Annotated in this window: 21 protein-coding genes; 9 read left to right on the top strand and 12 right to left on the bottom strand. The window is 60.5% G+C overall.

Annotated elements, in window-relative coordinates; all coding sequences use genetic code 11:
* Positions 1 to 10: 10 nt before the first annotated feature.
* Positions 11 to 901, bottom strand: coding sequence for a proline iminopeptidase-family hydrolase (locus GA0061103_RS02160; RefSeq protein WP_092706651.1), 891 nt, complete (start codon positions 899 to 901; stop codon positions 11 to 13).
* A 131-nt stretch (positions 902 to 1,032) separates the two neighbouring features.
* Here GA0061103_RS02160 and GA0061103_RS02155 point away from each other — a divergent pair, with 131 nt between their 5' ends.
* Together GA0061103_RS02155 and GA0061103_RS02150 are read left to right on the top strand one after the other, a co-directional pair.
* Positions 1,033 to 1,815: a LuxR family transcriptional regulator gene (locus tag GA0061103_RS02155; RefSeq protein WP_092706649.1), complete on the top strand. Its 783-nt coding sequence runs from the start codon at positions 1,033 to 1,035 to the stop codon at positions 1,813 to 1,815.
* Between the two features lie 54 nt (positions 1,816 to 1,869).
* Positions 1,870 to 2,784: a proline iminopeptidase-family hydrolase gene (locus tag GA0061103_RS02150; protein ID WP_167376510.1), complete on the top strand. Its 915-nt coding sequence runs from the start codon at positions 1,870 to 1,872 to the stop codon at positions 2,782 to 2,784.
* A gap of 92 nt (positions 2,785 to 2,876) precedes the next feature.
* Here the strand turns inward: GA0061103_RS02150 and GA0061103_RS02145 are convergent, their stop codons facing one another.
* The gene (locus GA0061103_RS02145) at positions 2,877 to 4,121 is read right to left on the bottom strand and encodes an amidohydrolase family protein (RefSeq protein WP_092706647.1); all 1,245 of its coding nucleotides are present in this window, start codon (positions 4,119 to 4,121) and stop codon (positions 2,877 to 2,879) included.
* Complete coding sequence (locus tag GA0061103_RS02140; protein WP_092706646.1) at positions 4,118 to 5,692, bottom strand: gamma-glutamyltransferase family protein; 1,575 nt, start codon at positions 5,690 to 5,692, stop codon at positions 4,118 to 4,120. The genes GA0061103_RS02145 and GA0061103_RS02140 overlap by 4 nt, the downstream gene beginning before the upstream one ends.
* 551 nt (positions 5,693 to 6,243) lie before the next feature.
* On the opposite strand from GA0061103_RS02140, the gene GA0061103_RS02135 reads away from it, so the two are divergent.
* Entirely contained in the window at positions 6,244 to 7,197 is a 954-nt protein-coding gene (locus tag GA0061103_RS02135; RefSeq protein WP_092706645.1) for an NAD-dependent epimerase/dehydratase family protein, read from the top strand.
* Between the two features lie 22 nt (positions 7,198 to 7,219).
* Here GA0061103_RS02135 and GA0061103_RS02130 read toward each other — a convergent pair whose 3' ends face one another.
* Positions 7,220 to 8,431 (bottom strand): TIGR03862 family flavoprotein, encoded by a 1,212-nt coding sequence (locus GA0061103_RS02130; RefSeq protein WP_092706643.1) that lies wholly within the window; start codon positions 8,429 to 8,431, stop codon positions 7,220 to 7,222.
* 290 nt (positions 8,432 to 8,721) lie between these two features.
* On the opposite strand from GA0061103_RS02130, the gene GA0061103_RS02125 reads away from it, so the two are divergent.
* From GA0061103_RS02125 to GA0061103_RS02110, 4 genes are all read left to right on the top strand, one after another.
* Positions 8,722 to 9,429: a TetR/AcrR family transcriptional regulator gene (locus GA0061103_RS02125; RefSeq protein ID WP_092708532.1), complete on the top strand. Its 708-nt coding sequence runs from the start codon at positions 8,722 to 8,724 to the stop codon at positions 9,427 to 9,429.
* A gap of 128 nt (positions 9,430 to 9,557) precedes the next feature.
* Entirely contained in the window at positions 9,558 to 10,715 is a 1,158-nt protein-coding gene (locus GA0061103_RS02120) for a Gfo/Idh/MocA family protein (protein ID WP_092706641.1), read from the top strand.
* 12 nt (positions 10,716 to 10,727) lie between these two features.
* Positions 10,728 to 11,903 carry a dihydrodipicolinate synthase family protein gene (locus tag GA0061103_RS02115; protein ID WP_092706639.1) on the top strand — a complete coding sequence of 392 codons (1,176 nt, stop codon included), beginning with the start codon at positions 10,728 to 10,730 and terminating at the stop codon, positions 11,901 to 11,903.
* Positions 11,904 to 11,931: 28 nt separating this feature from the next.
* A complete protein-coding gene (locus GA0061103_RS02110; protein WP_092706637.1) occupies positions 11,932 to 12,756 on the top strand; it encodes a sugar phosphate isomerase/epimerase family protein in 825 nt (274 codons plus the stop codon).
* A gap of 81 nt (positions 12,757 to 12,837) precedes the next feature.
* On the opposite strand, the gene GA0061103_RS02105 is transcribed toward GA0061103_RS02110, so the two are convergent.
* On the bottom strand, positions 12,838 to 13,944 hold the full coding sequence (locus GA0061103_RS02105; RefSeq protein WP_092706635.1) for a branched-chain amino acid ABC transporter substrate-binding protein: 1,107 nt from the start codon (positions 13,942 to 13,944) through the stop codon (positions 12,838 to 12,840).
* A 401-nt stretch (positions 13,945 to 14,345) separates the two neighbouring features.
* Here GA0061103_RS02105 and GA0061103_RS02100 point away from each other — a divergent pair, with 401 nt between their 5' ends.
* Complete coding sequence (locus GA0061103_RS02100; RefSeq protein ID WP_092706633.1) at positions 14,346 to 15,173, top strand: aminoglycoside phosphotransferase family protein; 828 nt, start codon at positions 14,346 to 14,348, stop codon at positions 15,171 to 15,173.
* Positions 15,174 to 15,222: 49 nt separating this feature from the next.
* Here GA0061103_RS02100 and GA0061103_RS02095 read toward each other — a convergent pair whose 3' ends face one another.
* The 7 genes from GA0061103_RS02095 to GA0061103_RS02065 all read right to left on the bottom strand — a co-directional run bounded on the left by GA0061103_RS02095 (position 15,223) and on the right by GA0061103_RS02065 (position 22,424).
* Entirely contained in the window at positions 15,223 to 16,608 is a 1,386-nt protein-coding gene (locus GA0061103_RS02095; RefSeq protein WP_092706631.1) for an FGGY-family carbohydrate kinase, read from the bottom strand.
* Positions 16,605 to 16,931: an L-rhamnose mutarotase gene (gene rhaM, locus GA0061103_RS02090; protein WP_092706629.1), complete on the bottom strand. Its 327-nt coding sequence runs from the start codon at positions 16,929 to 16,931 to the stop codon at positions 16,605 to 16,607. Before rhaM ends, GA0061103_RS02095 begins: the two co-directional genes overlap by 4 nt.
* Positions 16,928 to 17,944: an ABC transporter permease gene (locus GA0061103_RS02085; protein WP_092706627.1), complete on the bottom strand. Its 1,017-nt coding sequence runs from the start codon at positions 17,942 to 17,944 to the stop codon at positions 16,928 to 16,930. Before GA0061103_RS02085 ends, rhaM begins: the two co-directional genes overlap by 4 nt.
* Complete coding sequence (locus tag GA0061103_RS02080; protein ID WP_092706625.1) at positions 17,941 to 18,945, bottom strand: ABC transporter permease; 1,005 nt, start codon at positions 18,943 to 18,945, stop codon at positions 17,941 to 17,943. The genes GA0061103_RS02085 and GA0061103_RS02080 overlap by 4 nt, the downstream gene beginning before the upstream one ends.
* Positions 18,946 to 18,955: 10 nt before the next feature.
* On the bottom strand, positions 18,956 to 20,491 hold the full coding sequence (locus GA0061103_RS02075) for a sugar ABC transporter ATP-binding protein (RefSeq protein ID WP_092706623.1): 1,536 nt from the start codon (positions 20,489 to 20,491) through the stop codon (positions 18,956 to 18,958).
* Between the two features lie 73 nt (positions 20,492 to 20,564).
* Positions 20,565 to 21,560, bottom strand: a complete 996-nt coding sequence (gene rhaS, locus GA0061103_RS02070; RefSeq protein WP_092706622.1) for a rhamnose ABC transporter substrate-binding protein — start codon at positions 21,558 to 21,560, stop codon at positions 20,565 to 20,567.
* Between the two features lie 51 nt (positions 21,561 to 21,611).
* Positions 21,612 to 22,424, bottom strand: a complete 813-nt coding sequence (locus GA0061103_RS02065) for a DeoR/GlpR family DNA-binding transcription regulator (RefSeq protein ID WP_092706620.1) — start codon at positions 22,422 to 22,424, stop codon at positions 21,612 to 21,614.
* A 209-nt stretch (positions 22,425 to 22,633) separates the two neighbouring features.
* Here GA0061103_RS02065 and GA0061103_RS02060 point away from each other — a divergent pair, with 209 nt between their 5' ends.
* Positions 22,634 to 24,730, top strand: a complete 2,097-nt coding sequence (locus tag GA0061103_RS02060) for a bifunctional rhamnulose-1-phosphate aldolase/short-chain dehydrogenase (protein ID WP_092706618.1) — start codon at positions 22,634 to 22,636, stop codon at positions 24,728 to 24,730.
* Positions 24,731 to 24,884 lie beyond the last annotated feature (154 nt).

The raw sequence follows: 24,884 nt of genomic DNA, 5'->3' as shown, positions 1-24,884 counted from the left end.
TTAGCTTGCATCAGCTTGTCCTATGCCGCGACAGGAAATCGAGGAGTGCCGGATAGTAGTCCTGCGGGTTCTCATAGAAGGGCATGTGGCTGGCATTGGCGAAGACCTTGAGTTCGGCATCCTTCAAGGCAAGCTTCATCCGGAGCGCACAGGCCGGCGTCAATTCGTCATGTTCGCCCGCCGTGATCAGTACCGGCATGGCAAGTTGCGGAAGGTCGGGAATGCGGTTCCAGTCCTTGAGATTGCCGATGTAGAGAAATTCGTTCGGCCCCTGCATCGTCTCGTAGGGACCCATGTTCCAATCGTCGAGCGAGCGGCGGACAGGTGCCGGCCATTCCGGCAGACGGCAGACATGGCGGTAGTTGAGGATGGTGACGGCGGCGAGATATTCGGGGTGATTATAGGTGCCTTGCGCCTCGTGCTTCTGCATCATCGCGACCGTTTCCGGCCCGAGTGCCGCGCGTAGCCGCTCCAGCTCGGAAATCAGATGCGGCATGTCGGCGACGGTATCTTCGAGGATCAGCGTCTCAAGGTTCTCGGGATAGGTCAGCGCATAGTCGATCGCCAGCCAGCCGCCCCAGGAGTGACCGAGCATATGAACCTTGCCGAGGTCGAGCGCCTTGCGGACGGTTTCAGTCTCCTCGACATAGCGGCCGATGGTCCAGAGGCTCTTGTCTGTGGGACGGTCGGAGGAGCCGGTGCCGAGCTGGTCGAAGGCAACGACCCTGTAACCCCTATCGATCAGGCAGGAGTGTGCCTCGCGCAGATAGTCGCAGGGCAGCCCGGGGCCGCCGTTCAGGCAGAAGACCGTCTCAGGCCCGCCGCCAAAGCTGTAGGCGACCACCTTGTAGCCATCGACCTCGACGACGTGCCGTGCCTCGGGCTGGATTTCACGCCACATTGACAACTCCGGCGAAAGATTCTGCTTGCTCAATATTTGAGCATGGCTAAATTTTTACCTTAAACCGCGCTCGGCACCAGCTATAAGAAGTGATAGGTTGGGAGGTCGCAGCCACAGACGGGAACCGCTGCATGTTCGATCAAATCGGGACCATCAGGCGCCAGTTCACGGCGCATCAGACGCTGGACGGCCGCATCGACCATATTTTCGAGGGCATGAAGGCAATCGGTTTCGAGGCCTTGATCTACGATTATACGCCGGTGCCTTACGATCTTGACGGCAAGATCATGATCCCGTCGCTTCTGAAGCTCAGGAACATCTCCGACGACATGTATGAATATTGGTTCGATCGCGGTTATTTCCGTATCGATCCTGTCCAGCAGGTGGCGCTACGCACTTCGGCGCCGTTTTTCTGGAACTATGATTCCGATGCCGATACGCTGATCAAGCGCTTCATGAGCGAGGATACGGTTCCTGTTGCGCGCTATTTGAGCGAGCGTGACATGTCGACGGGTGTGACTGTGCCGGTGCACATGCCGCGGGGCGATTATGCGACGGTCACCGGAATTCGTTTCGGCGCCAACAAGGAGTTCGAGCGTGATGCCCTGCGCTATATCGCTGATTTCAATCTGCTCGCCCATGTCTTTCACGAGACGGCCTATTCGCTCTTCGATGCCGCCGCGCTCAGTGTCGGCAAAATCCGGCTGACGGAGCGGGAGAGGGAGTGCCTGCGCTATTCCGCCGAGGGCTATTCCGCCAAGGAGATCTCGCGCATCATCGACCGCTCGGTGCCGACGGTCGTCATGCATCTCAATGCCGCGGCCAAGAAGCTCGGCGCCAAGAACCGCACGCAGGCCGTCGTTCGCGCCACGCATTATCGCCTGCTGGACGCGCAGCCATCCTATAACTTCTGATAGCTGCCGCACGCGTTGCGGTCACGTTATGGTCTCCACCGTCAAAGGCTGGAGATGGAGAGACACGTGGCCGCAATCCCGACGCAGGAAGCCTTTCTGCCCTTTCGCGAATACCGGACATGGTACCGCATCACCGGATCGCTCGCCTCCGGCAAGCTGCCGCTCGTCGTCGCCCATGGCGGGCCTGGCTGCACTCATGACTATGTCGATAGCTTCAAGGACATTGCCGAAATCGATGGCCGTGCCGTCATCCACTACGATCAGCTTGGCAACGGCAAGTCCACGCGACTGCCGGAGAAAGGACCTGACTTCTGGACGCCGGCCCTGTTCCTTGATGAACTGGATACGCTGCTGAAGCATCTCGGCATTCAGGATCGCTACGCTTTTCTCGGGCAGTCCTGGGGCGGTATGCTGGGTGCCGAACATGCGGTGCGTCGACCGAAAGGGCTGAAGGCGCTGGTGATCGCCAATTCGCCGGCCAACATGCACACCTGGGTCGCGGAAGCGAACCGGCTTCGCGAGGAGTTGCCACAAGATGTGCAGGACACGCTGCTGAGGCACGAAGAGGCCGGCACGATTACCGATCCGGAATATATCGCCGGTTCTCGCGTCTTCTACGATCGCCATGTCTGCCGCGTCGTGCCCTGGCCGGCGGAGGTCGCCCGCACCTTCGCCACCATGGACGAGGATAATACCGTTTACCGCAACATGAACGGCCCGACTGAGTTTCACGTCATCGGCACCATGAAGGACTGGACGATCGAAGACAGACTTTCCCTCATCGAGGCGCCGACCCTGCTGATCTCAGGCAAATACGACGAGGCGACCCCGCTGGTGGTCAAGCCCTATCTTGACCGCGTCAGGGGTTGCGAATGGGTGCTCTTCGAAAATTCAAGCCATATGCCGCATGTCGAAGAGAAGGATCTTTGCCTGAAGACGGTCTCGGGATTCCTGGAACGGCATGATTGATCGTTCTGCCTTAACGGCGCGTCCAACAGCGATCTCAGCTTCGCTTCTGCTCGCGCGGACCACTTCGCTCCTCAATGGAATAACGCGGCGTTCTAGATCGCTTTGTGGAGCATAGGACGGCCGTTGTCGAAACTCTTGCGTCCCCTTTTCCAGCCGGCAATCACCCGGGCGATCTCGCGCACGGCAGCGCGGGGGCCGGGGCTGTCGAGGAGCACGATCGTCGCTTCGCCGCCGGCCTGCAGACGCGCGCTGCCGTTAAGTTGGCTTGCTGCCATTTCGCTCACCATGTCGAAGACCAGGGCCATCTCGTCGTCGCGCGCGAGTTGAGCGACATTGGCATACAGATTGGCCATGCGGATTAGTGAAGCGTCGCCATAGGGCGTGAAAGGATTGAGAATATTGTTGGTCGCAATGGAGGTTACAACGCCCCTTTTTGCCAGCAGATGGGCTGGCGCGACGCCACGCGGGACCAGCCGGTCATGGCCGCGGCCCATCAGGAACAAATCGGTTGCCGGAAGCACCGACAGCGCAATCCTGGCTTCTGCGAGATTATCGGCGATGGCAAGGATCCGGGCGCTGGGCATGGCCGACAGATTGGTGACATGGCCGATCGATACGCGACCCTGCCAGCCATGGCGGAGCGTGGCGTCGATCACCTCGGGCAGATCGGTTCGATCCGGATCGAGACTGAAATCGAGATGAAAGTCGACCGGGACATTGTGTTTTGATGCCAGTGCGAAAATCATGTCCACGTGCCGGCTGGGGGATGAGTCCGTGTAAGGACAGCCGCCCACCAGATCCGCACCATCGGCAAGTGCCGTGTCGAGCATGTCGTATGTTTGCGGCTCGTTCGTGAGCCCATCCTGAGCGAAGGCGCAGATTTCGATATCGACCGCGAAGGCGTAATCCCTTCGGATGCGCTTGATTGCCTCGAAGGAACGGAAACCGGCGCGGGGATCGATCTCGACAAAGGTTCGCATTCTCGTCGTGCCGTGGGAAATCGCTTTCTCGACAATGCGTGCGGCTCGGGCATAAACGTCGCTTTCTTCGAAGCCCGCCTTGGCTTTGGCCGTTTCCCGTACGGCTTCGGCAAGCATGCCCTCGCAAATCGTGCAGCGATCGAGAATGCAGGCCTTGTCGAGATGAATATGTGTGTCGGCAAATCCGCCGAAAGCGAAGCTTCCCTTACCGTCGACGTCTGATATTGCATCGCACCGAATGTCGGGACCGATGGCTACAATCCGCTCACCCCGTACGGCTATGTCGACGAGATTGCCATCTTCCTCGACACGGATATTTCGGATGACGAGATCGAGCGGCGGCTCCACGGTATTCACAGCAGGATCGCGCCTCCGTCGCTGCGTGGATCATGCGCGCCGTCGAGCGCGCCATCTTCGCCAATGCGGATCACGCCGGCCTGGCCCCCAAGCGGGCTGACCGCGTCGATGGTCGAGATCTCATGACCCATGGCCGCGAGCGTGGAGACTGCTTCAATGCCGATATTTTCCTCGATCTTGAGGCTGTCGCGGCCGTCCGAGAAGGTGCGGCCGAGCAAGAACCGCGGGCGCGCGAGCGCTGCAGCCGGATCAAGGCCGTGGTCGATAAGCAGGCTGAGCAGCAGCGACAGCGTCTGCGGCTGACCGTCCGCGCCCTGTGTGCCGTAGATCAGATGCGGACGCCCGTCCTTCAGCGCAAGGCCTGGGTTGAGCGTATAGAAAGGACGTTTCCCCGGTTGGATGCAATTGGGATTTGCCGGATCGGTACTGAAAGCCGCCCCCCTGTTTTGCCAGAGGAGGCCGGTGTCGCCGATCACCACGCCACTGCCCCAGTCGAAATAGAGGCTTTGCAGCAGCGACGCACATCGTCCATCGGCGTCCACGGCGGCAAGCAGCGAGGTGTCTCCGTGTCGATAATCTTGTGGCCAGGGCAGGGCTCTTGCCGGATCGATCGCCGCAGCCTTGGCGGCAAGGCGCCGCGGATCGAGGAGGTGTTTCGAGATGTCCTCGGCGAAGCGTGGATCGGCGATCGCATGCCGATCGAGGAACGCCTGTTTCACGGCTTCGACCAGCGCATGATAATAGGCCGGGCTGTCGGGCCGGAAATCCGCCATCGGCAGATGGTCGAGCACACCCATGATGCCGAGGGTGGTTATTCCTTGCGTCGGTGGGGGTGGAGCAAGAAGTATCGTATCGCGATACGCCTGCTGGAGAGGAGCCGCGACATCAGTCCGCGTGGCGGCAAGATCCGCGGCCGAAAGCGGAGAGCCGGCCTCGGCAAGCCCGTTCACAATTCGACGGGCGAGAGCACCCTCATAAAATTCGCGGGTGCCGTGACGCGCTATGGCTTTGAGTGTTTGCGCAAGGGCGGGTTGATGCTGAATGCCGCCGGACCGGAAGAGCCCGGTGAAGCCGGGCCAGCCGTTTAGTTCATCGCGCCGGAATTCGTACCAGAACGCTTGCGACCTGCTAACTTCGAAGCCGTCGTCCGCCATTGCGATCGCGTCGTCGAGAAGGGCCGGCAATCGCTCCGTGCCGCCCCATGCCTCGGCGGAATAGGCAAGCGCTTTCTCCCAGCTATCCACGAGGCAGGCCGTCGTCAGGGTAGAGGCGGCGCCCCGTAAAGGTATGTCTCCACGAGGAATGGCCGCAGCCGCCTGCCCGATGCCAAGGAAAGTCTGTGCATTGCCTGTTTCGTCCGCCACCAGCCAGACCGCGTCGCCGCCGAGCCCGCAGAAATGGGGGTAGGTGACCGATAGGGCAGCTCCGGCGGCAATCAGCGCCTCAATCGCATTGCCGCCGCGTCTGAGCACTTTCGCGCCTGCTTCGCTGGCCTGCCAATGCGGTGTCGCAATCATGGCACGGGACGATGGCGAATTGGTTCGAGCGGTCTGTCTGGTGGAGGGAGTCATGAAATCGGCGGTCGCACCGATGGCGATGATGTTTTATTCGGCATTGGTAAATCCTGACGGCATGGTCTCGAACGCTAAGCATGCAATACCGATGCCATAAGGCGCAGCAGCTGCACGAGAATGACTTAAGCTATTGTATCTAATGAGAGTAAATCGGTTTCTTGTTGTTAGGGCGGCAAAGATGCCAAAGGCCGATCTTGCGCTCATACCCCAGCGAGTGCCTAGGAATTCGCGTGCTCTTGTATAGATGATGGAAAAAGTGGCGGTTCAGTCCCCAATGCAATCCGGAACACGCTGCTGTCGTTAGATGATGTGCTGGGCTATCTGCGAGTGCCATCCCCACTCTCCATCGCTGCGTATTACATCGTTATCTGCGCCGAAGTGATGCTCGGATGCATTTATCTTCGCCTCCTGCAATGAAGACGGTGATGAATGACTTTTTCAGCCATGAGAGGGGATGACAAAGCCGCCTGCTCTCCTATTCTCACGGCAGATCATTTCTTGGATATCGGCCAGCCGCCGATTTCGATCTTGACCGTTGGGAGGACGTCATGACGCGCACGGTGATTATCGGTGCAACGGGCCATATCGGCACCTATCTCGTGCCGCGGCTCGTGGAAGCGGGGCATAAGGTCGTGGCGATCAGCCGCGGTCAGGCTGAACCCTATTCGCCGAACAAGGCCTGGAATGATGTGGAGATGCAGGCGATGGATCGCGCTGCGATGGAGAAGGAGGGCAGCTTCGGTCCAGCCATTCGCGCCTTGAAGCCGGATATCGTCATCGACATGATCTGCTTCACGCTCGACAGCGCAAGGCATCTGACCGAGGCGCTCACCGATCATGTCGGCCATTTCCTGCATACGGGCACGATCTGGACTCATGGATTTTCGACCGTCGTGCCGACGCCGGAAGAGGCGCCGAAGCGGCCCTTCGGCGATTATGGCATCCAGAAAGCCGCGATCGAAGCGCATCTGCTTGAGGAAGCGCGCCGCAGGGGATTTCCCGCAACCCTGATCCATCCCGGCCATATTGTCGGCCCCGGCTGGGCGCCCCTCAATCCGGCCGGGCATTTCAATCTATCCGCCTTCGCGACTTTGGCTCGGGGTGAAACCCTCGTCCTGCCGAATTTCGGTCTGGAGACAGTCCACCACGTTCATGCCGACGACGTCGCGCAGATGTTCATGGGCGCCATCGCTAACTGGCGGGCCTCGACGGGAGAGGCTTTCCATGCGGTTTCAAGCGGTGCGCTGACGCTCAGAGGTTATGCAGAGGCCATGTCGCGCTGGTTCGGGCATGAGCCGCAGCTGGAATTCCTGCCCTATAGGGCATGGGCCGAAGGCCAGTCGGCGGAAGATGCGCAAGCGACCTGGGAGCATATTGCCAGAAGCCCGAATTGCTCGATCGCGAAGGCTGAAAGGCTGCTCGGCTACCGGCCCCGCTACACCTCGTTGCAGGCTGTTCAGGAAGCGGTTGCCTGGCTGATGGAAAAGGGCCGGATCGGCTGAAGCTCAGGCGCTCAGGCTTAAATCAGCTGGCCTTAAGCCAGGAATCGATGCCCCTGGCGGCCGCACGCCCGGTCGCAAAGCAGGCTGTTAGAAGATAGCCGCCGGTCGGCGCCTCCCAATCGATCATTTCTCCGGCAGCAAACATGCCGGGAAGTTTCTTCAGCATGTATCTCTCGTCGAGCTCATCCCAACGAATGCCGCCGGCAGACGAGATGGCCTCGGCAATGGGCCTTGGTCTCAACAACGGAATCGGCAAAGCCTTGATCAGGCGGGCAAGGGGTTCCGGATGCGAGAGAACGGTGGGATCGTCGAGCTCGCGCAAAAGGCCCGCCTTGACGCCCTCGATGCCGGCGCCTTTGCGCAGGCGATTGGAGAAACTGGCCTTGGGATCTTGCCGTGTCAGATCGCGCGCCAAGCGCTCCTCATCGCGTCCGGGTGCCAGATCGACAATGAGCGACGCCTCGCCCTTTTTTGCCAACCGGTCACGCAGGGCGGCGGCATGGGTGTAGACCAGGCTGCCCTCGATCCCCGTTTTCGAGATCACGAATTCGCCGGGAAAAGTTCCTACCTCCGACGTTGCTGTTACGGCTTTCAGTGGTTCGCCGGCAAAGCGCTCGCTGAAGGTCGCGCTCCAGGTGACGTCGAAACCGCAATTGGCCGGCTGGAACGTGGCGATGTCGATCCCTTTGTCGTGAAGCCAGCTGACCCATGCCGCATCCGATCCGAGCCGGGCATAGCTTGCACCGCCGAGTGCGAGCAAAACGGCGTCATGGTGCACGAGTTCGCGCCCCGTCGGTGTTTCAAAGACCAGACCATCATCCTCGAAGCCACACCAGCGATGCCGCGTCATAATGCTGACATCACGCGTCTCCAGCCTCGCCAGCCAGGCGCGCAGCAGCGGCGACGCCTTCATGACTTTCGGGAAGACGCGGCCGGAAGAGCCGACGAAGGTTTCCGTTCCCAGGCCTTCCGCCCAGGCTCTGATGTCATCGGGCTGGAAATCGTCAAGCGCTGTGCGCAATCGGGCCGAGGCAGCGCCGAAACGAGTGGCAAAAACGCTGTAGTCTTCCGAATGCGTGATGTTGAGACCGGATTTTCCGGCCAGCAGAAACTTGCGCGCCACCGTCGGCATGCTGTCATAGACCGCGATGCGATGGCCGAGCAGGGACAAGGTCTCTGCCGCCATCAATCCGGCAGGGCCGCCGCCAATGATTGCGATTTGCTTTTTGGTCATGCTCACCTGGTGCCGCTTGCCTAATGCTCTCTAGGGCCGGATGGGGTTCAAACGCAAGATCGTTGCCGTGTCCCGACTCACTCTCACCCTCATTCAGACGGTTACGGTGGCAGCGGGAATCCCGCATTTCCCGCCAGCATCCTTCGCCATATGCACATTTAAATCGATATAACCATATAGTTACTATCGCCCTCGATTTACCGGGGGCTGTCAACTTATGCGATGATCGGTTACTTATCGGCGTGGGGATGGGCTGCATAAGCCCCCATGAAATGCCGCCGGGAGCCATGATGTCAGAAGCCAAGACCGTGAAGCGCAGCGCAAAGAGTGCAGACCTTGCGAATGCAGAGCAAACCCCCTCGCGCGCAGCTTCGGAACGGCCCCGTCTCAGGGATGCGGAACGCACCAGCAAGGCGATTTTGGCTGCCGCAACCAAGGAATTTGCCGAGCGCGGCTATGGTGGTGCTCGCGTGGATGCCATCGCTGAACGAGCGAAAATCAACAAGCGGATGCTCTATCACTATTTCGGCGGCAAGGATGCGCTCTATGTCGCCGTTTTGGAAGGCAGCTATATCGCCATCCGCTCGGCGGAGGCGCGGCTCGATCTCTCGCATCGCTCGCCTGCCGACGGCATGCGGGAGCTGGTCGTCTTCACCTGGCAATATTTTCTGGATCACCCGGAATTCCTGGGAATCCTCAGCACGGAGAATATGCACAAGGCCCGCTTCCTGAAGCGTTCGGCACGTATTTTCGAGCTGCATTCGCCGCTGGTATCGGAGATCTCCGGCCTGCTCGACCGCGGCGCGGCAGCGGGCGTATTCCGCAATGACTGCGATCCGGTGAAGATCTATATGAGCATTGCGGCACTCGGCTCGTTCTTCCTGACGAACCGTTGGACGCTCTCGACGATCTTCCGCCGCAACCTCTCGGACAAGAGCGAAATCGACGCCTGGGGCGAGCATATCGTCGACGTGATTTTCACCTATCTGCGTCCCTAAAATCCCCCCGGCAACAAGCTCAGCAACGATAGATGATTGCCGCGGCGGCCATTGACGATGGCCGTTGACAGCATCGCCTCGCCGTGTCAGTTATGTAACTATATAGTTATTTACGGGAGGAATGACTTATGGCAACGAAGCCGATCGGCATCATCATGCACGGCATCACCGGTCGCATGGGCTACAATCAGCACCTCGTGCGCTCCATCCTGGCGATCCGCGAGCAGGGCGGTGTCCAGCTGTCGAACGGCGACAGGTTGATGCCCGAGCCGGTGCTCGTCGGCCGCAACGCCGAAAAGATCGAGGCGATCGCCCGCAAGCACGGCCTGTCGAAGACGACGACCGATCTCGACGCTGCTCTTGCCGATCCCAGCAATACGATCTTCTTCGATGCCGGTTCGACGCAGATGCGCGTTGAGCTTCTCGAAAAGGCGATTGCCGCCGGCAAGCATGTCTATTGCGAAAAGCCGATCTCCGAGACTCTTGAAGAGGCGTTGTCGGTAGCGGCTTCCGCCGAGCGTCGCGGCGTCAAGAACGGTGTCGTCCAGGACAAGCTGTTCCTGCCGGGGCTGCGCAAGATCGCCATGCTGCGCGACAGCGGCTTCTTCGGCAAGATCCTCTCCGTGCGCGGTGAATTCGGCTACTGGGTCTTCGAAGGCGATTGGGGGGTGAAGGCACAGCGCCCCTCGTGGAATTACCGCAAACGAGATGGCGGCGGCATGATCCTCGATATGCTGCCGCATTGGCGCTATGTGCTTGACAATCTGTTCGGCGAGGTCAAATCCGTCAGCTGCCTCGGCGCGACGCATATTCCAAGCCGCGTCGACGAGAACGGCAAGACCTATGTCGCCGATGCCGACGATGCCGCCTATGCTACCTTCGAGCTCGAAGGCGGCGTTATCGCGCATATCAACTCCTCATGGGCGGTCAGGGTTCGTCGTGACGATCTCGTCACCTTCCAGGTCGACGGCACCCATGGATCGGCCGTCTGCGGTCTGATGCGCTGCTGGACGCAGCATCGCGTCAATACGCCAAAACCTGTCTGGAACCCCGATCAGCCGCAGCCGATCAATTTCTTCGATACCTGGGAAGAGGTGCCGGATACGCAGGCCTTCGACAATGGCTTCAAGGCGCAGTGGGAGCAGTTCCTGTGCCATGTGGCCGAGGATGCGCCGTGGAAGTTCACGCTTCGCGAGGGTGCCAAGGGCGTGCAGCTTGCGGAGCTGGCACAGAAGAGCTGGGCGGAGCGTCGCTGGGTTGACGTGCCTTCCCTTTCGGCACGCTAGGAGGCTGATCTCATGGAGAGAAGCCTTCACCTGCCGAGGGCAGACGGCACCATTGCTGCCTTCACACCCGCCAACGAGCCTTTGACTGCGCCTGTGAGGCCGGCGGGCGGCCATCACTTCAATCGTGTGGCCTATGCGGCGGCGCATGTGGTGGTCGATGCGCTTGCGGACAACGATCCCTGGCTTGACCGCAATATCGACTGGGAGCGCACCATCGCCTTTCGCGAATATCTCTGGGGTCTCGGCCTCGGCGTAGCGGAAGCGATGGATACCGCGCAGCGCGGCATGGGTCTGGACTGGGCCGGCGCAAAAGAGCTGATTGCGCACGCGCAATCGGCTGCTCGCGGCCGGCCGGATGCCGTGATCGCGTATGGCGCCGGCACCGATCATCTTCAGCCTAGCCCTGATGTCACTATCGACGACGTCATCCGCGCCTATGAGGAACAGATCGCCTATGTGGAAGGGCAGGGCGGCCGCGTCATCCTGATGGCGAGCCGGGCGCTTGCCGCCGCCGCCAAGAGCCCGGACGATTATGTCAGGGTTTACGACCGCATCCTCGGTCAGGTCAAAGAACCCGTCATCATTCACTGGCTCGGTTCGATGTTCGACCCGGCGCTGGCGGGCTATTGGGGCTCGACCGACGACATGCTGGCCATGGAGACGGCGACAGCGATCATCAACCAGAACGCGGCCAAGGTCGATGGCGTAAAGATTTCGCTGCTTTCGGCGGAGAAGGAAATCGTCATGCGCCGCCGGCTCGATCCGTCGGTCAAGATGTATACCGGCGACGATTTCAACTACGCAGAACTGATCGCCGGTGACGAACAGGGCTACTCGCATGCGCTGCTCGGCATCTTCGATGCCATTGCGCCGGCGGCAAGCGCTGCTCTCGCGAAACTCGCCCAGAACGACCTCGACGCCTTCCATGCTATCCTGGCGCCGACCGTGCCGCTGTCACGCCATATCTTCAAGGCACCGACACGCTTCTATAAGACCGGCGTCGTCTTCCTCGCCTATCTCAACGGCTTCCAGGATCATTTCCAGATGCTCGGCGGTCAGCAGAGCGCCCGCTCGATACAGCATCTTTCGGAACTGTTCCGTCTGGCGGATACGGCGCGGGTGCTGCGCGATCCGGATCTGGCGACATATCGCATGAAGACGATCCTTGCGACCGTCGGCATCGATTAGCAGATAAGATCGGGGGAGGATCATCACGATGGCCATAGAGGGTCTGTCCATCAATCTGGCAACGGTGCGCCAGCAATATGACATGCGCCAGGCGGTGGAGGCCTGTTTGAAGCAGGATATCGTCGCGATCGCGCCCTGGCGCGATCAGGTGCACAAGATCGGGCTTTCGGAAGCTGCCCGCATCGTCGCCGATAATAAGCTGAAGGTGACCGGCCTTTGCCGCGGCGGCATGTTTCCCGCGGCAAGCGCCGAGGGCAGGGCGGCGGCGATCGACGACAACAAACGTGCGATCGACGAAGCGGCGGCGCTGAACGCCGATTGCCTCGTCCTTGTCGTCGGTGGCCTGCCGGAGGGATCGAAGGATATCGCCCATGCCCGCGAAATGGTGGCGGACGGCATCGCCGCGATCCTGCCGCATGCACGCAGCTCCGGAATTCCGATCGCGATCGAGCCGCTGCACCCGATGTATGCAGCCGACCGTGCCTGTGTGAACACACTGGAGCAGGCGCTGGATATCTGCGATCTGCTGGGTGAGGGCATCGGTGTCGCCATCGATGTCTATCATGTCTGGTGGGACCCGAAGCTTGACGAACAGATCGCGCGCGCCGGCGCCGGCGGACGTATTCTGGCACATCATATCTGCGACTGGCTGGTGCCGACCACGGATCTGCTGCTCGACCGCGGTATGATGGGCGATGGCGTCATCGACTTGAAGCGCATTCGCGCGGAGATCGAGAAGGCCGGCTTTTTCGGCCTGCAGGAAGTCGAGATTTTCTCCCAGAATAATTGGTGGAAGCGGCCGGGCGAGGAGGTTCTCTCCACCTGCATCGAGCGTTTTCGCACCGTTTGCTGAGCGGCAGTACTCCAGGATCGACAACAAAAAAACCGGGCCAGCAAGTGGCCCGGCTCTCTTTCGAAGTGATGACGTGACGGCTTATTCGGCCGAAACGATCTTGCCGCCTTCCCACTTGTAGAGCGAGAAGCTCTGCGAGGTGAGGTCGCCGGTTTCGCCATAGGTGACCTTGCCGATGGCAGTGTCGATCGGTTCGCCCTTCTTCAGGGCGGTGCCGACAGCTTCGGCGTCATCTGCCTTGCCGGCCTTTTCGATGCCGGCCTTCAGCACCTGCACGGCGGCATAGGCGTTCAGCGTGAAGGCTTCGGCCGGGATGTTGCGTGCCTTGAGAGCTGCGACGGCGCCCTGCGAATCCGGGTTCTTCAGCGCGTCGGATGCGTTGGTGAAGAGCGTGCCGGCAGCGGAATCGTTGGCGATTGCCCAGTATTCGGTGTTGGAAAGGCCGTCGCCGCCGATGATTTGCGCCTTGACGGAGATATCGTGCAGCTGGCGGGCCAGCAGACCTGCTTCCGGATGGTAACCGCCGAAGTAGATGACTTCGACACCAGCCTGCTTCAGCTTCGTCGTCAGGGCGCTGTAGTCCTTTTCGCCGGGGGTCAGCGAGTCATTGACGACTTCAGTGACGCCGCCCTTGTTGATCGCTGCTTTGAAGGCGTCCGCCAGACCCTTGCCGTAGGCACCCTTGTCGTTGAGGATGGCGATCTTCTTGTCCTTGAAGTTCTTCACGACATATTCGCCGGCAACCACGGCCTGCTGGTCATCGCGGCCACAGGTGCGGAAGATGTTCGTGAGACCGCGATTGGTCAGGTCCGGAGCGGTTGCGGTCGGCGTGACCATCAGGATGCCGTTTTCGCCAAGCGCGTCGGAAACCGGAATGGCAACGCCCGAGGTAACCGGGCCGACGACGAAGCGGATGCTGTCGCCGACGAAGCCGTTGGCGACGGACACGCCCTGCTTCGGATCGCCGGCATCATCGCCGAGCTTCAGGACGAGCTTCTGGCCGAGAACGCCGCCGCTCTTGTTGATTTCGTCGATGGCGGTCTGCGCGCCATTCTTGACCTGCTCGCCATAGGCCGCGACCGGGCCGGTCAGCGGCGCGATGAGGCCGATGGTGATGTCCGCATGCGCGAGAGGTGCGAAGGCCAGCGAAGCGACGAAGGTCGCGGCCGTCAATGTCTTCAGACTCATGGTAGCTCTCCTTGGATGGGCGCGGCAGCGCCCTTTGAACCCGCCCGCAATCACCTGTCTCGACGCGCAAACTGCCGTGAGGCGTTCTTTTTAAAGAGACAAAGCTGATATCGAAGCCGATGATCGCTTTCGGACATTTTTTGATCTCGAAAGCGCTCATGAGGGTATTTTCTGTAGGAATATTGCGACGATTCCGCAAGAAAATAACCGTCGCAAAGACAATTTTGACGATTTTTCGTGAATTTTCGTCGAGGGATGGTTGTTGTATCTCCGTCGCCAAAGCCTAAGTGATATGACGGCCCGATGGGTGTATCTAAAAGTGGAATCTTCCCCAGGGTCTATTCGCACGGGTTGTGTCGCGTGTTGTGGCATAGCACATGCTTGAGGGAGCCGGATGCCGCATGACGAAGAATGACGATGCAAAGATCTATTTCGACCTCTGGCGTCTGATCCCGGATGGCGATCCGATCGTCACCCATTCCAGCCGGCTTTTCCCCGTGCGTCGGGATGGCGAGCCGGCCATGCTCAAGCTCGCCGTCGCGCCCGAGGAAAAATGGGGTGCCGAGCTGATGGTCTGGTGGAATGGTGTTGGCGCCGCGCGCGTTCTTGAGCACAAGGACGATGCCATCCTGCTTGAGCGGGCGACAGGCCGTCTTTCCCTTGCAGACATGGCAAGGAATGGCCGGGACGACGAAGCGAGCTGCATCATCTGCGAGGCAGTTGCTAAGCTTCACGCACCTCGCGGGATATCCTTGCCGCCACTCATTCCTCTGTCCGATCGTTTCCGCGCGCTCGAAGCTGCGGTTCAGCGCGAAGGTGGTTCCTTCGTGCGGTCCGCGGTCGCGGCCCGCATGCTGCTATCGGAACCGCGTGACGTCGTGCCTTTGCATGGCGATATTCATCACGGCAATATTCTGGATTTCGCGGAGCGTGGCTGGCTTGCGATCGATCCCAAGGGCCTGGTGGGCGAGCGTTACTTCGACTACGCCAATCTGTTCTGCAATCCCGACCATGCCGTCGCGACGGCTCCCGGCCGCCTTGCGCGCCAGGTCAATGTCGTGTCGGCGGCGGCGGGGCTGAACCGCTTCCGCCTGTTGCAATGGATCGTCGCCTGGACGGGGCTGTCGGCTGCGTGGCTGATCGAGGACGGTCTCGACCAGCACGTTCCGGCCGCAATTCAGAGGGGACAGATCGCGGCGGCGGAACTCGACGGGGTCGGCATTGCATAAGAGCGAACGAATGGCGTCGTCTGGCGATCCTTTGAAACGCCGAGCCGCTCTAGTCGCCTAAGGCTCGACGCCAGGCTTGCCTATAGTGCCGCAATCCCCGCAAATCCGCGCGGATCGGCACATTTTCCATGGCGGAAGGTGGACGAATTCCCGTCAGCAGGGCCGCACCCTGGCTTGTCCCCGTCGAGCCCGGCAAGGCAATGACGTCCTTGCCGGTGACCGCAGCCAGTGCGAGGAGATAGGCACGGTTGAGAGCAAAGGGACCCTCGACGAAGATCGACCCCTTCGCGCCGATCAGGTCGAGACAGGCTTCCGTCATCATGGCGAGGTAGAGGCTGACGGCGGCAAGACGCTCGGTGGTATCCGTCGCGACATCGCCGACCCATTGCATTTTCCTGCCCGGAAAAGGGCCGGACCCATCGACCACGTTGGGCAGCAGCATGAGGTCTTTCTCGATCACCGCTTCAAGAGCGGCTTCAACCGCATCGGATGATGCGGGGCCGATTTCGACAGCCAGAATCTCGAATTCGCGGCCACCCATGAAGCGGGCTGATGGCACGGCACGGCCATAGGCATCGACATTGGCAAGCGCATCGCGCCGGGGATCGAGATGCTCCAGATCGCCGCCAACGCCAAAACTGATCACCCAGGTTCCCGTCGAGACGACGGCAAAGGGGGCTTCGTTTTCGACCAGATGGGGCAGAAGCGAGGCGTTGGAGTCGTGAATGCCGCAATAGACCGGCACCGGTTTCGTGAGACCCATATCCGCAGCGAGTGCCGGCAGGACCGGTCCAAGCGCGTCGAAAGCCGAACGGACCGGCGCCATCAGCCCGCGAATGCCAAGTGTGTCGACCAGAGATGAATAGCTTTGCGTCGTCGGGTTCCAGAGATCGGTATGGCAGCCAAGCGACGTCACCTCGTTGGCGGCGATGCCGGTCAGGCGGAATGCCCAGTATTGCGGATAGGTAAGGATCGTCGCGGCGCGGGCGAAATCGGCCGGAAAGGTGCTTTTCAGATAGTGGATTTGCGCGCCGACATTGAGGCCGACCGACAATCCAGGCGAAAATGTCTCGGCGAAGCCCGGGCGCAACCGCGCATAGGTGTCCTGAACTGCCTGGGGATAGCCGTGCTCATAGTCGAGAACCGGCATGGCGAGGCTGCCATCGGCTGAAAGCATCACAGCGGATGCGCCATGGGTGGTGATCGAAATGGCATCGAAGCCTGGCGCGCGGACAAAGCCCTTCAGTGCCGAGATGATGAAATCCCACAGCCCGTCAATATCGTAGTGCGGATAGGGGGCAGACTTCAGGACGCTGTTTGCGGTCCTGACGGCTGCAATCTCGGCACCCGTCCCCGCATCCAGCACAACGACCTTGGCGTTGGTCTTGCCGATGTCGATCACGGCGATATGACGGTAGGCTTTTTCGCTGTTCATGGCAGATGGAAGACCGTAATCAGATCGCTCTGAACCGGCGAGTTATCGGGGTTGGTCGCCATGATATCGGCCATATGTGCCCACCATCTCTTCATGACGGGGTGGTCCGGCAGGCTCGCCATGGCGTGATCCCTCGGCCGTGTCAGAACGCCGAAAAGCGTGTTCGTCTCGCGATCGAGGTGGATCGAATAGTCGCTGACGCCCGTCTGATGCAGCAGATCAACAAGCTCGGGCCAGATTTCGTCATGCCGCTTGCGGTATTCCGCTTCCATGCCTGGATTGAGCATCATCTTGAAGGCATGGCGTTCGAGAGCTGATGTCATTTGGAGCTCATGGTCCTGATGCGCCGGGCGACGATCGGCAGCGCGATGGTGATGATGAGGAGGAGGCCGATGAAGATCGACATGACGATGCCGGGGACATTGAGCAGGCCGAGGCCGAAGGTCACCAAGCCCATGACGAAGGCGGCGATGACGACGCCGCCGATCGTGCCTGAGCCGCCGAGGATCGATACGCCGCCGAGCACGACCATGGTGACGACTTCAAGCTCCCAGCCGAGCGCGATCGAGGGGCGCGTCGAGCCGAGGCGGGAGGTGAGGCAGACGGCGGCGATGCCGCTCATGATGCCGGTCAGCAGGAACAGGATGAATTTGACCCGTTCCACCGGAATGCCGGAAAAGCGCGCGGCAAAATCATTGTTGCCGATCGTATAGACCTGCCGGCCGAAGTTCGTCGCATGCAGCAGGATTGCAAAAGCGATCGCGAGCACGATGAAGAGCACGAATTCAAATGAGAAGACCCAGACGACATAGCCCTGGCCGAAATAGGCAAAGCTATCCGGATAGTTGCCATAGGCCTGATCGCCAAGCACGATGTAGGAAATGCCGCGAAACAGGCTCATCGTGCCGATGGTGACGACGATAGACGGCAATTTCAGCACGGAAACCAGGAAGCCGTTGAAGATGCCGCAGACAAGCCCGACGCCGATGCCGATCGCGACGAGGCCGGGCGTGTCGACACCCATTTGCGCGGCAGCGCCCATGGCCGTCGAGGCGAGCGCGATGATGGCTGCGACAGAGAGGTCGATTTCACCAGCAATCACGAGCAGCGCCATGGCAAAGGCGATCATCGCCTTTTCGGTGAAGTTGAAGGTCGCGTCCGAGAGATTGTAGGGGTCGAGGAAATAGGGCGAGGCCAGCGAATTGAAGATGAAGATCGCGACCGCGACGCCGAAGAGCAGTGTTTCCCAGCTCGCCATGATGCGCTTGAAGGGCGTGCCGAGACGATCCGGAATGGCGCGTTTTTCCGCAGTTGCCGCTTGCGAACCGTTGCTCATGCGCTTGCTCCCTGGCTGGCGGTGTCCTTTGCGGCCTGATCGCGCAAGATGATGCGGCCGCGATTGCGTTCGCGCCGGGCATTGAAGACGACGGCAAGGATGATGACGGTGCCCGAGATCGCCATCTGGGTGAACGGGGAGATACCGATGACCGGAAGCGCGTTCTTGATGACACCGAGGAAGAGGGCGCCGAGCACCGCGCCGGCGACCGAGCCGACACCGCCTGCGATCGAAATGCCGCCGATGACGCAGGCAGCCACACTATCGAGCTCGAAGCCGTTGGCGATATCGACATAGGCAACGGCATAGCGCGACACCCAGAGATAGCCGCTGAGCCCGGCAAGCGCGCCGGAGAGAACGAAGGCCAGGAAGCGTGTCCAGCCGACATCGATGCCGGCGTAAACCGCCGCCACCGGATTGCCGCCGCTCGCATAGGCCGAGCGGCCGAACTGCGTATAGCGCAACACCAGATACATCATCAGCACGATCGCGATGCCGATCCAGGCAAGCACAGGCAGGCCGAGAAGCGGCGTGCGCGGCACGTTCAGGAAGATCGGCGTGAACTGGTGCGCATTGACCCAGGCGCCACCCGACAGCACGAAGGCCATGCCGCGATAGATCGTCAGGGTGCCGAGCGTGACGACGATCGGCGGGATTTCCAAAGCCCAGACGAGATAGCCGTTGATGGCGCCGAGAACTGCACCCATCAGGATTGCCGTGATGACGAGGGCGATCAGCGGAATATCGGGATAGGCGGCGTTCAGCATCGCGACCGCCATGCCCGTCAGCGCCAGATTGGCGGCGACGGACAGGTCGATCGACTTCGTCAGGATGACCGTCATCTGGGCGAGCGCCAGGATGATGAGGATCGAGGTGTCGTTGAAGATATTGGCGAGATTGGCGGGCTCGGCAAAGCCGGCCGCGCGCGTCGCAAAACCGGCGATCATCACGACGATGATGATGGCAAGCAGTGTTTCGCGCTTTTTGAGGATGCGTGGCATCCCGTCCTCCCTATGCATTTCCCGTGGCGGCGCGCACCAGCGTTTCCGGCGTCAACCCTTCGCGCTCGAAAAGGCCAGCGGACAGGCCTTCCTTCATGACGAGCACACGATCCGACATGCCGAGGATCTCGGGCAGTTCGGAGGAGATCATGATGATGCTGAGGCCTTCGGCCGCCAGCTCGCTGATGAAGCCATGGACGGCGGCCTTCGAGCCGATGTCGATCCCCTTGGTGGGCTCGTCGAGAATGATGATCTTCGGCTGCGTCGCGAGCCACTTGCCGATGACCACCTTCTGCTGGTTGCCGCCGGAGAGCGTGCCGACCGGTACGGAAAGCGCGGCCGCGCGCAGGTCGAGCCGTTCGGCATATTTACGGGCAAGCGCGAACTCATTGGCCGCCTTCAGGAAGCCCTTGCGCGAGGTGCGGCCGAGCGAGGGCAGCGACATGTTCTGATAGATCGGCATCGGCAGCGCCAGGCCATGGCGGCCGCGCTCTTCCGGCACGTAGACGATGCCGGCGCCAATGGCGTCCTGCGGCGAGCGCACCTGGATTTCGCGGCCATCGAGCGCCAGGCGTCCGGACAGTGGTTTGGTGATGCCGAAGAGCGATTGGCAAAGCTCCGAGCGCCCGGCGCCGATCAGGCCGTAAACGCCGAGGATCTCGCCGCGCTTCAGCTTGAAGGAAATGTCGCGGAATTCCGTGCGGTGACAGTATTTGTCGACCTCGAGAACGGTATCGCCGATGGTAACGGGCACCTTCGGAAAGGCGTCCTTGACGTCGCGCCCAACCATCATGCGGACGATCTCGTCCTGTGGAGTCGACTTCAATTCGCCATGGCCGACGTCGCGGCCGTCGCGGAAGACGACGAAATTGTCGGCGATTTCATAGAGTTCGTCGAACTTGTGGCTGATGAACAGGATAGCCTTGCCCTTCGCCTTCAACCCCTCGACGATGCGGAAGAGATCGTCGATTTCCTTGCGGGACAGGGCGGCGGTGGGCTCGTCCATGATGACGATGCGGGCCTCGATCGACAAGGCGCGGGCGATTGCTACGAGATGGCGCTGCGCGATGGAGAGGTCTTTCAATCGGATTGTCGGATCGATGGCGCTTTCGAGGGATTGCAGAAGCTCTTTCGAGCGGCTGTTCATCGTCTTCCAGTCGATCGTGCGCCAGGATGTGCGCGGCGCGTGGCCGAGGAAGATGTTTTCGGCGACGGTCAATTCATCGAAGAGCACAGTTTCCTGATGAATGGCGGTAACGCCGGCATCGATGGCGGCCTGCGCATTGGCAAATGCCGTCGGCTTGCCGTCGACGAGGATCTCGCCCTCGTTCGGGCGGTAGATACCTGTCAAAATCTTGACGAGGGTGGATTTGCCGGCGCCGTTTTCGCCGATCAGGGCGGTCACCTTGCCGGGATAGAGCGAAATGCTGACGCCATCCAGCGCTTTGACGCCCGGAAAGATCTGGGAAATGCCGCGCATTTCCAGAATGGCCTGATTGTTCGCGGCTGGTGCGTCCGCGATGGAGCGTTGAAGGACTGTGGTCATCAGCAATGTACCGGATCAGTGAAACCAGGTCCGGCGGCTGATGCCGCCGGAGTGCTGCGAATGCTGGTATCGATCAGAAAACCTTGGAGAACTGATCGATGTTCGAGGCGTTGTAGACGAACGGATCGGCCATGGCGGCTTCGCCGTTTGCGTCGACCTTGATCTTGCCCATGCGGCCGGCATTGATCTCGCTGCCCGGCTTGCCGTCGGTCTCGCCCTTGACCAGGCGATAGGCGATCTGCGTTGCGGAATAGCCGAGATCGATCGGGTTCCAGATCGCAAATTCCTTCGTCGCGCCAGACTTGATCGCGCCCGCCATTTCGGACGGCAGTCCGAGACCGGTCACATAGACCTGGCCGATCTTGCCGGCATCCTTGACGGCCTGCGAAGCGGCGAGCACGCCGACGGTCGTCGGGGCGACGATGACTTTGACTTCCGGATGCGAGGTCAGGAGGCCCTGGGCTTCACGATAGCTCTTGTCGGAGAGATCGTCACCATAGACGGTCGTGACGAGGTTGAGGCCCGGGAAATCCTTGAGCTGCTTCTTCATCTCGCCGATCCAGATGTTCTGGTTGGTCGAGGTGGTCGTTGCCGACAGGATGGCGAAATTGCCCTTGCCGCCATCGAGATGATCCTTGGCGAGCGTCAGGCACATCTTGCCGATCAGCTCGTTGGACGAAGGGTTCAGCTGTAGGATGCGGCCGGCCTTGGCGACGCCGGAATCCCAGGAGATGACCTTGATGCCGCGCTGCGCCGCCTTCTTGAGCGCCGGGACGACTGCATCGGGATCATTGGCCGAAATCGCGATGGCATCGACACCCTGTGCGATCAGCGAATTGATCACTTCGATCTGGCCTTCGGCCGTGGTCGAGGTCGGGCCGGTATAGATCACTTGCACGCCGCCAAGATCCTTGGCGGCTTCCTGTGCGCCCTTGTTGGCGGCCTCGAAGAAGCCGTTGCCCAGCGACTTCACCACGAGACCGATCTTAATGTCCTTTGCGCTTGCAGCACCTGCGAAAAGCGTGGCCGCGAGTGCCACGCCGATCGCCAGTTTCTTTGCTATGTTCATGTCACTTCCTCCCAAAGTTGATAGGCTATGCTCACCCCATCGCCGCGTATTTTATGCGACCGACGGGGAATCCTCCTCGTCGGCCTCGGCCGAAACGTTTGCTATTACAAGCGATACGCCTGCATCCTCGATCATACGCACGGTCTCGGCGGTCACGCCGTCATCGGTGATGATGGTCGAAACCTGCTCGAGCGGGCAAAGGATCAGGCTGGAGCGCTGCCGGAACTTGCTGGAATCGACCATGAGGATGAGTTCGTCCGCCTGGCGCATCAGCTTCTGCTCGCTCTGGATCAGCAGGCCATCCGCTTCCATGATTCCAAGAGGGCCGACGCCCTGTGCGCCGAGAAACATCCGTCGTGCATAGAAATTGCGCGTGGTATCGTTGTCGAAAGGCGAAAGGATCAGGCTCTGCTCGCGATAGATCGCGCCGCCCGGCACCGTCACCGTATTTTTCGAGTGCTTGACCAGGTGTTCGGCGATCGCGAAGGAGTTGGTCATCACCTGCAGGCGGAAAGCCGAGATATAATGGACCAGCTGGAATGTCGTCGTGCCGCCATTGATAATGATGGCATCACCGGGGCTGCATAATTCTGCCGCCTTGCGCGCAATTGCGCGTTTCTTATCGATGTTGACGGATTCTGAGACGCGGAAGGGTCGACCGACGAGATTGCCGAGCTGCGGAGGATGGATCGATTCCGCTCCGCCACGTACGCGCCGGATCTTTCCCTGCACGTGCAGGGCAGCGATATCACGGCGTATGGTCGCCTCCGAAGCCTCGGTCAGCTCGGAAATATCCTGAATCGTCACGACGGACTTCTCCTGTACGGCGCTCAGAATAATGCGATGGCGTTCACGTTCGTGCATCGGCTCCTCCTTGATGGCGGTTATTTCGCAAATATGACAATGTGTCAATCACAAACGATCATAAACTTTCATATTGCATCGCAACATTATCGAATTTGATCGTTTTCGATTGACAAGGTGACTATACGTGAGCGATACCCTGCTCACAAAGGGCGGCTCCACTCATGATCCGATCCGCCCGCAAGACTTGATTCTTAAGGGAGGACGACATGGCGGCTGGTGTTCAGCTTCTGAAAAACCGTTGGGATGATGCATATGCAGCCGGTCTCGATGAACCGGGCAAGCTGCTCTATCGGTCGAATCTGCTCGGTGCCGACAAGCGTATCACCAATTACGGCGGCGGCAACACATCGGCCAAGGTCATGGAAACCGATCCGCTCTCCGGCGAAAAGGCTAGGGTGTTGTGGGTCAAGGGCTCCGGCGGCGATGTCGGCACCATCAAGCTCGATGGTTTCGCGACGCTCTATCAGGACAAGCTCGACAGCCTGAAGAACATCTACCAGGGCGTTGCCGACGAGGATCGCATGGTCGGCTTCCTGCCGCATTGCACCTTCAACCTCAACGCCCGCGCCGCTTCGATCGACACGCCACTGCATGGCTTCGTGCCGTTTACCCATGTCGACCACATGCACCCCGACGCCATCATCGCCATCGCCGCCTCGAAGAACTCGCGCGAGCTGACCCGTGAAATCTTCGGTGACGATATCGGCTGGCTACCCTGGCGCCGTCCGGGTTTCCAGCTCGGCCTCGACCTTGAAGCCTTCGTCAAGGCGCATCCGAACGCCAAGGGCGTCGTGCTCGAAAGCCACGGCCTCTTCACTTGGGCCAACGATGCCAAGGAATGCTACGAGCTGACGCTTGCCATCATCAACAAGGCGATCGAATGGTTCGCAGCCAAGACCGAAGGCAAGACCATTTTCGGCGGTGCTGTCACCCAGAGCCTGCCACAAGCGGAGCGCCGCGCGATCGCCGCCCGGCTGATGCCCGAGATCCGCGGCCGCATCGGCAAGGCCGAGCGCAAGCTCGGTGATTTCGATGATCAGGATGCCGTGCTGGAATTCGTCAACTCGAAGAACCTTCGGCCGCTCGGAGCGCTCGGCACCAGCTGCCCGGATCACTTCCTGCGCACCAAGATCCGCCCGTTGATCGTCGATTTCGATCCGGCCAAGCCCGATGTGGATGCAGTGATTGCCGGTCTGGACAAGGCGCTGGAAGACTACCGCGCCGACTACGCGCGCTACTATAATGATTGCAAGCATGACAATTCGCCCGCCATGCGCGACCCGAACCCCGTGATCTTCCTCGTTCCCGGCGTCGGCATGCTTTCGTTTGCGCGCGACAAGGCGACTGCCCGCATTGCCGGCGAGTTCTATGTCAACGCCATCAATGTCATGCGTGGGGCATCCACGGTTTCCGAATATCAGGGCCTGCCGGAACAGGAAGCCTTCGATATCGAATATTGGCTGCTGGAAGAGGCAAAGCTGCAGCGCATGCCGAAGCCGAAGAGTCTTGCCGGCAAGGTGGCCTTCGTCACCGGCGGCGCCGGCGGCATCGGCCGCGCCACGGCGGCACGCCTGGTGGGCGAGGGCGCTTGTGTCGTTCTGGCTGACATCGACCAGGCGGCGCTTGAGAGCACACAGGCCGATTTCGCCAAGAGATACGGCGCGGATGCGGTGCGTAGCGTCAAGCTCGACGTGACGAAGGAAGATGCCGTCATCTCCTCCTTTGCCGAGGCCTGCGTCGAATTCGGCGGCGTAGATATTCTGGTGTCCAACGCCGGCATCGCCTCGTCCGCACCGATCGAAAGCACCGAGCTTTCGATGTGGAACCGCAACATCGATATCCTCGCGACCGGCTATTTCCTCGTGTCGCGCGAAGCCTTCCGGCTGTTCCGCCGTCAGAATCTCGGTGGCAACGTCGTCTTCGTCGCTTCGAAGAACGGTCTGGCATCCTCGCCGAATGCCGCCGCCTATTGCACGGCAAAGGCTGCCGAGATTCATCTCGCCCGCTGCCTGGCGCTGGAAGGTGCTGAAGCCGGCATCCGCGTCAATACGGTCAATCCCGACGCCGTCCTGCGCGGCTCGAAGATCTGGAACGGCGAGTGGCGCGAACAGCGCGCTGCCTCCTCGAAGATCGAGGTGGACGAGCTGGAGGAACATTACCGCAAGCGCTCGATGCTGAAGCTTAATGTCTTCCCCGAGGACATTGCCGAGGCGATCTATTTCCTGGCTTCGGATCTTTCCGCGAAGTCGACAGGTAACATCATCAACGTCGACGCCGGTAACGCGCAGAGTTTTACGCGCTGATTGGCGGGGAGGCGGTAGCTTCAGGGCCATCCTCGTGGTTCGAGGCCCTGCCGCCTTCGCTTCGCTCTTGCGGCAGCGCACCTCACCATGAGGGTGGAGTAGCGATAGCGCAAACTGACGGGGAGATCAGCCCTCACCCTGAGGTGGCCCGTAG

Origin of the sequence: Martinezella multihospitum (assembly GCF_900094585.1) — a bacterium.
Classification (GTDB): domain Bacteria; phylum Pseudomonadota; class Alphaproteobacteria; order Rhizobiales; family Rhizobiaceae; genus Rhizobium; species Rhizobium multihospitium.
Note: the sequence above shows the minus strand (reverse complement) of the source record. Positions and strands in the feature narration are given on the sequence as shown.

Excerpts from the sequence above, each read along its gene's own strand:
- GA0061103_RS02110 (WP_092706637.1), top strand. The coding sequence starts at position 11,932 with ATGGCCATAGAGGGTCTGTCCATCAATCTGGCAACGGTGCGCCAGCAA.
- GA0061103_RS02080 (WP_092706625.1), bottom strand. The coding sequence starts at position 18,945 with ATGCCACGCATCCTCAAAAAGCGCGAAACACTGCTTGCCATCATCATC.
- GA0061103_RS02155 (WP_092706649.1), top strand. The coding sequence starts at position 1,033 with ATGTTCGATCAAATCGGGACCATCAGGCGCCAGTTCACGGCGCATCAG.
- GA0061103_RS02075 (WP_092706623.1), bottom strand. The coding sequence starts at position 20,491 with ATGACCACAGTCCTTCAACGCTCCATCGCGGACGCACCAGCCGCGAAC.
- GA0061103_RS02130 (WP_092706643.1), bottom strand. The coding sequence starts at position 8,431 with ATGACCAAAAAGCAAATCGCAATCATTGGCGGCGGCCCTGCCGGATTG.
- GA0061103_RS02120 (WP_092706641.1), top strand. The coding sequence starts at position 9,558 with ATGGCAACGAAGCCGATCGGCATCATCATGCACGGCATCACCGGTCGC.
- GA0061103_RS02095 (WP_092706631.1), bottom strand. The coding sequence starts at position 16,608 with ATGAACAGCGAAAAAGCCTACCGTCATATCGCCGTGATCGACATCGGC.
- GA0061103_RS02160 (WP_092706651.1), bottom strand. The coding sequence starts at position 901 with ATGTGGCGTGAAATCCAGCCCGAGGCACGGCACGTCGTCGAGGTCGAT.
- GA0061103_RS02125 (WP_092708532.1), top strand. The coding sequence starts at position 8,722 with ATGTCAGAAGCCAAGACCGTGAAGCGCAGCGCAAAGAGTGCAGACCTT.
- rhaM (WP_092706629.1), bottom strand. The coding sequence starts at position 16,931 with ATGACATCAGCTCTCGAACGCCATGCCTTCAAGATGATGCTCAATCCA.
- GA0061103_RS02065 (WP_092706620.1), bottom strand. The coding sequence starts at position 22,424 with ATGCACGAACGTGAACGCCATCGCATTATTCTGAGCGCCGTACAGGAG.
- GA0061103_RS02105 (WP_092706635.1), bottom strand. The coding sequence starts at position 13,944 with ATGAGTCTGAAGACATTGACGGCCGCGACCTTCGTCGCTTCGCTGGCC.
- rhaS (WP_092706622.1), bottom strand. The coding sequence starts at position 21,560 with ATGAACATAGCAAAGAAACTGGCGATCGGCGTGGCACTCGCGGCCACG.
- GA0061103_RS02135 (WP_092706645.1), top strand. The coding sequence starts at position 6,244 with ATGACGCGCACGGTGATTATCGGTGCAACGGGCCATATCGGCACCTAT.
- GA0061103_RS02150 (WP_167376510.1), top strand. The coding sequence starts at position 1,870 with ATGGAGAGACACGTGGCCGCAATCCCGACGCAGGAAGCCTTTCTGCCC.
- GA0061103_RS02115 (WP_092706639.1), top strand. The coding sequence starts at position 10,728 with ATGGAGAGAAGCCTTCACCTGCCGAGGGCAGACGGCACCATTGCTGCC.
- GA0061103_RS02140 (WP_092706646.1), bottom strand. The coding sequence starts at position 5,692 with ATGACTCCCTCCACCAGACAGACCGCTCGAACCAATTCGCCATCGTCC.
- GA0061103_RS02085 (WP_092706627.1), bottom strand. The coding sequence starts at position 17,944 with ATGAGCAACGGTTCGCAAGCGGCAACTGCGGAAAAACGCGCCATTCCG.
- GA0061103_RS02100 (WP_092706633.1), top strand. The coding sequence starts at position 14,346 with ATGACGAAGAATGACGATGCAAAGATCTATTTCGACCTCTGGCGTCTG.
- GA0061103_RS02060 (WP_092706618.1), top strand. The coding sequence starts at position 22,634 with ATGGCGGCTGGTGTTCAGCTTCTGAAAAACCGTTGGGATGATGCATAT.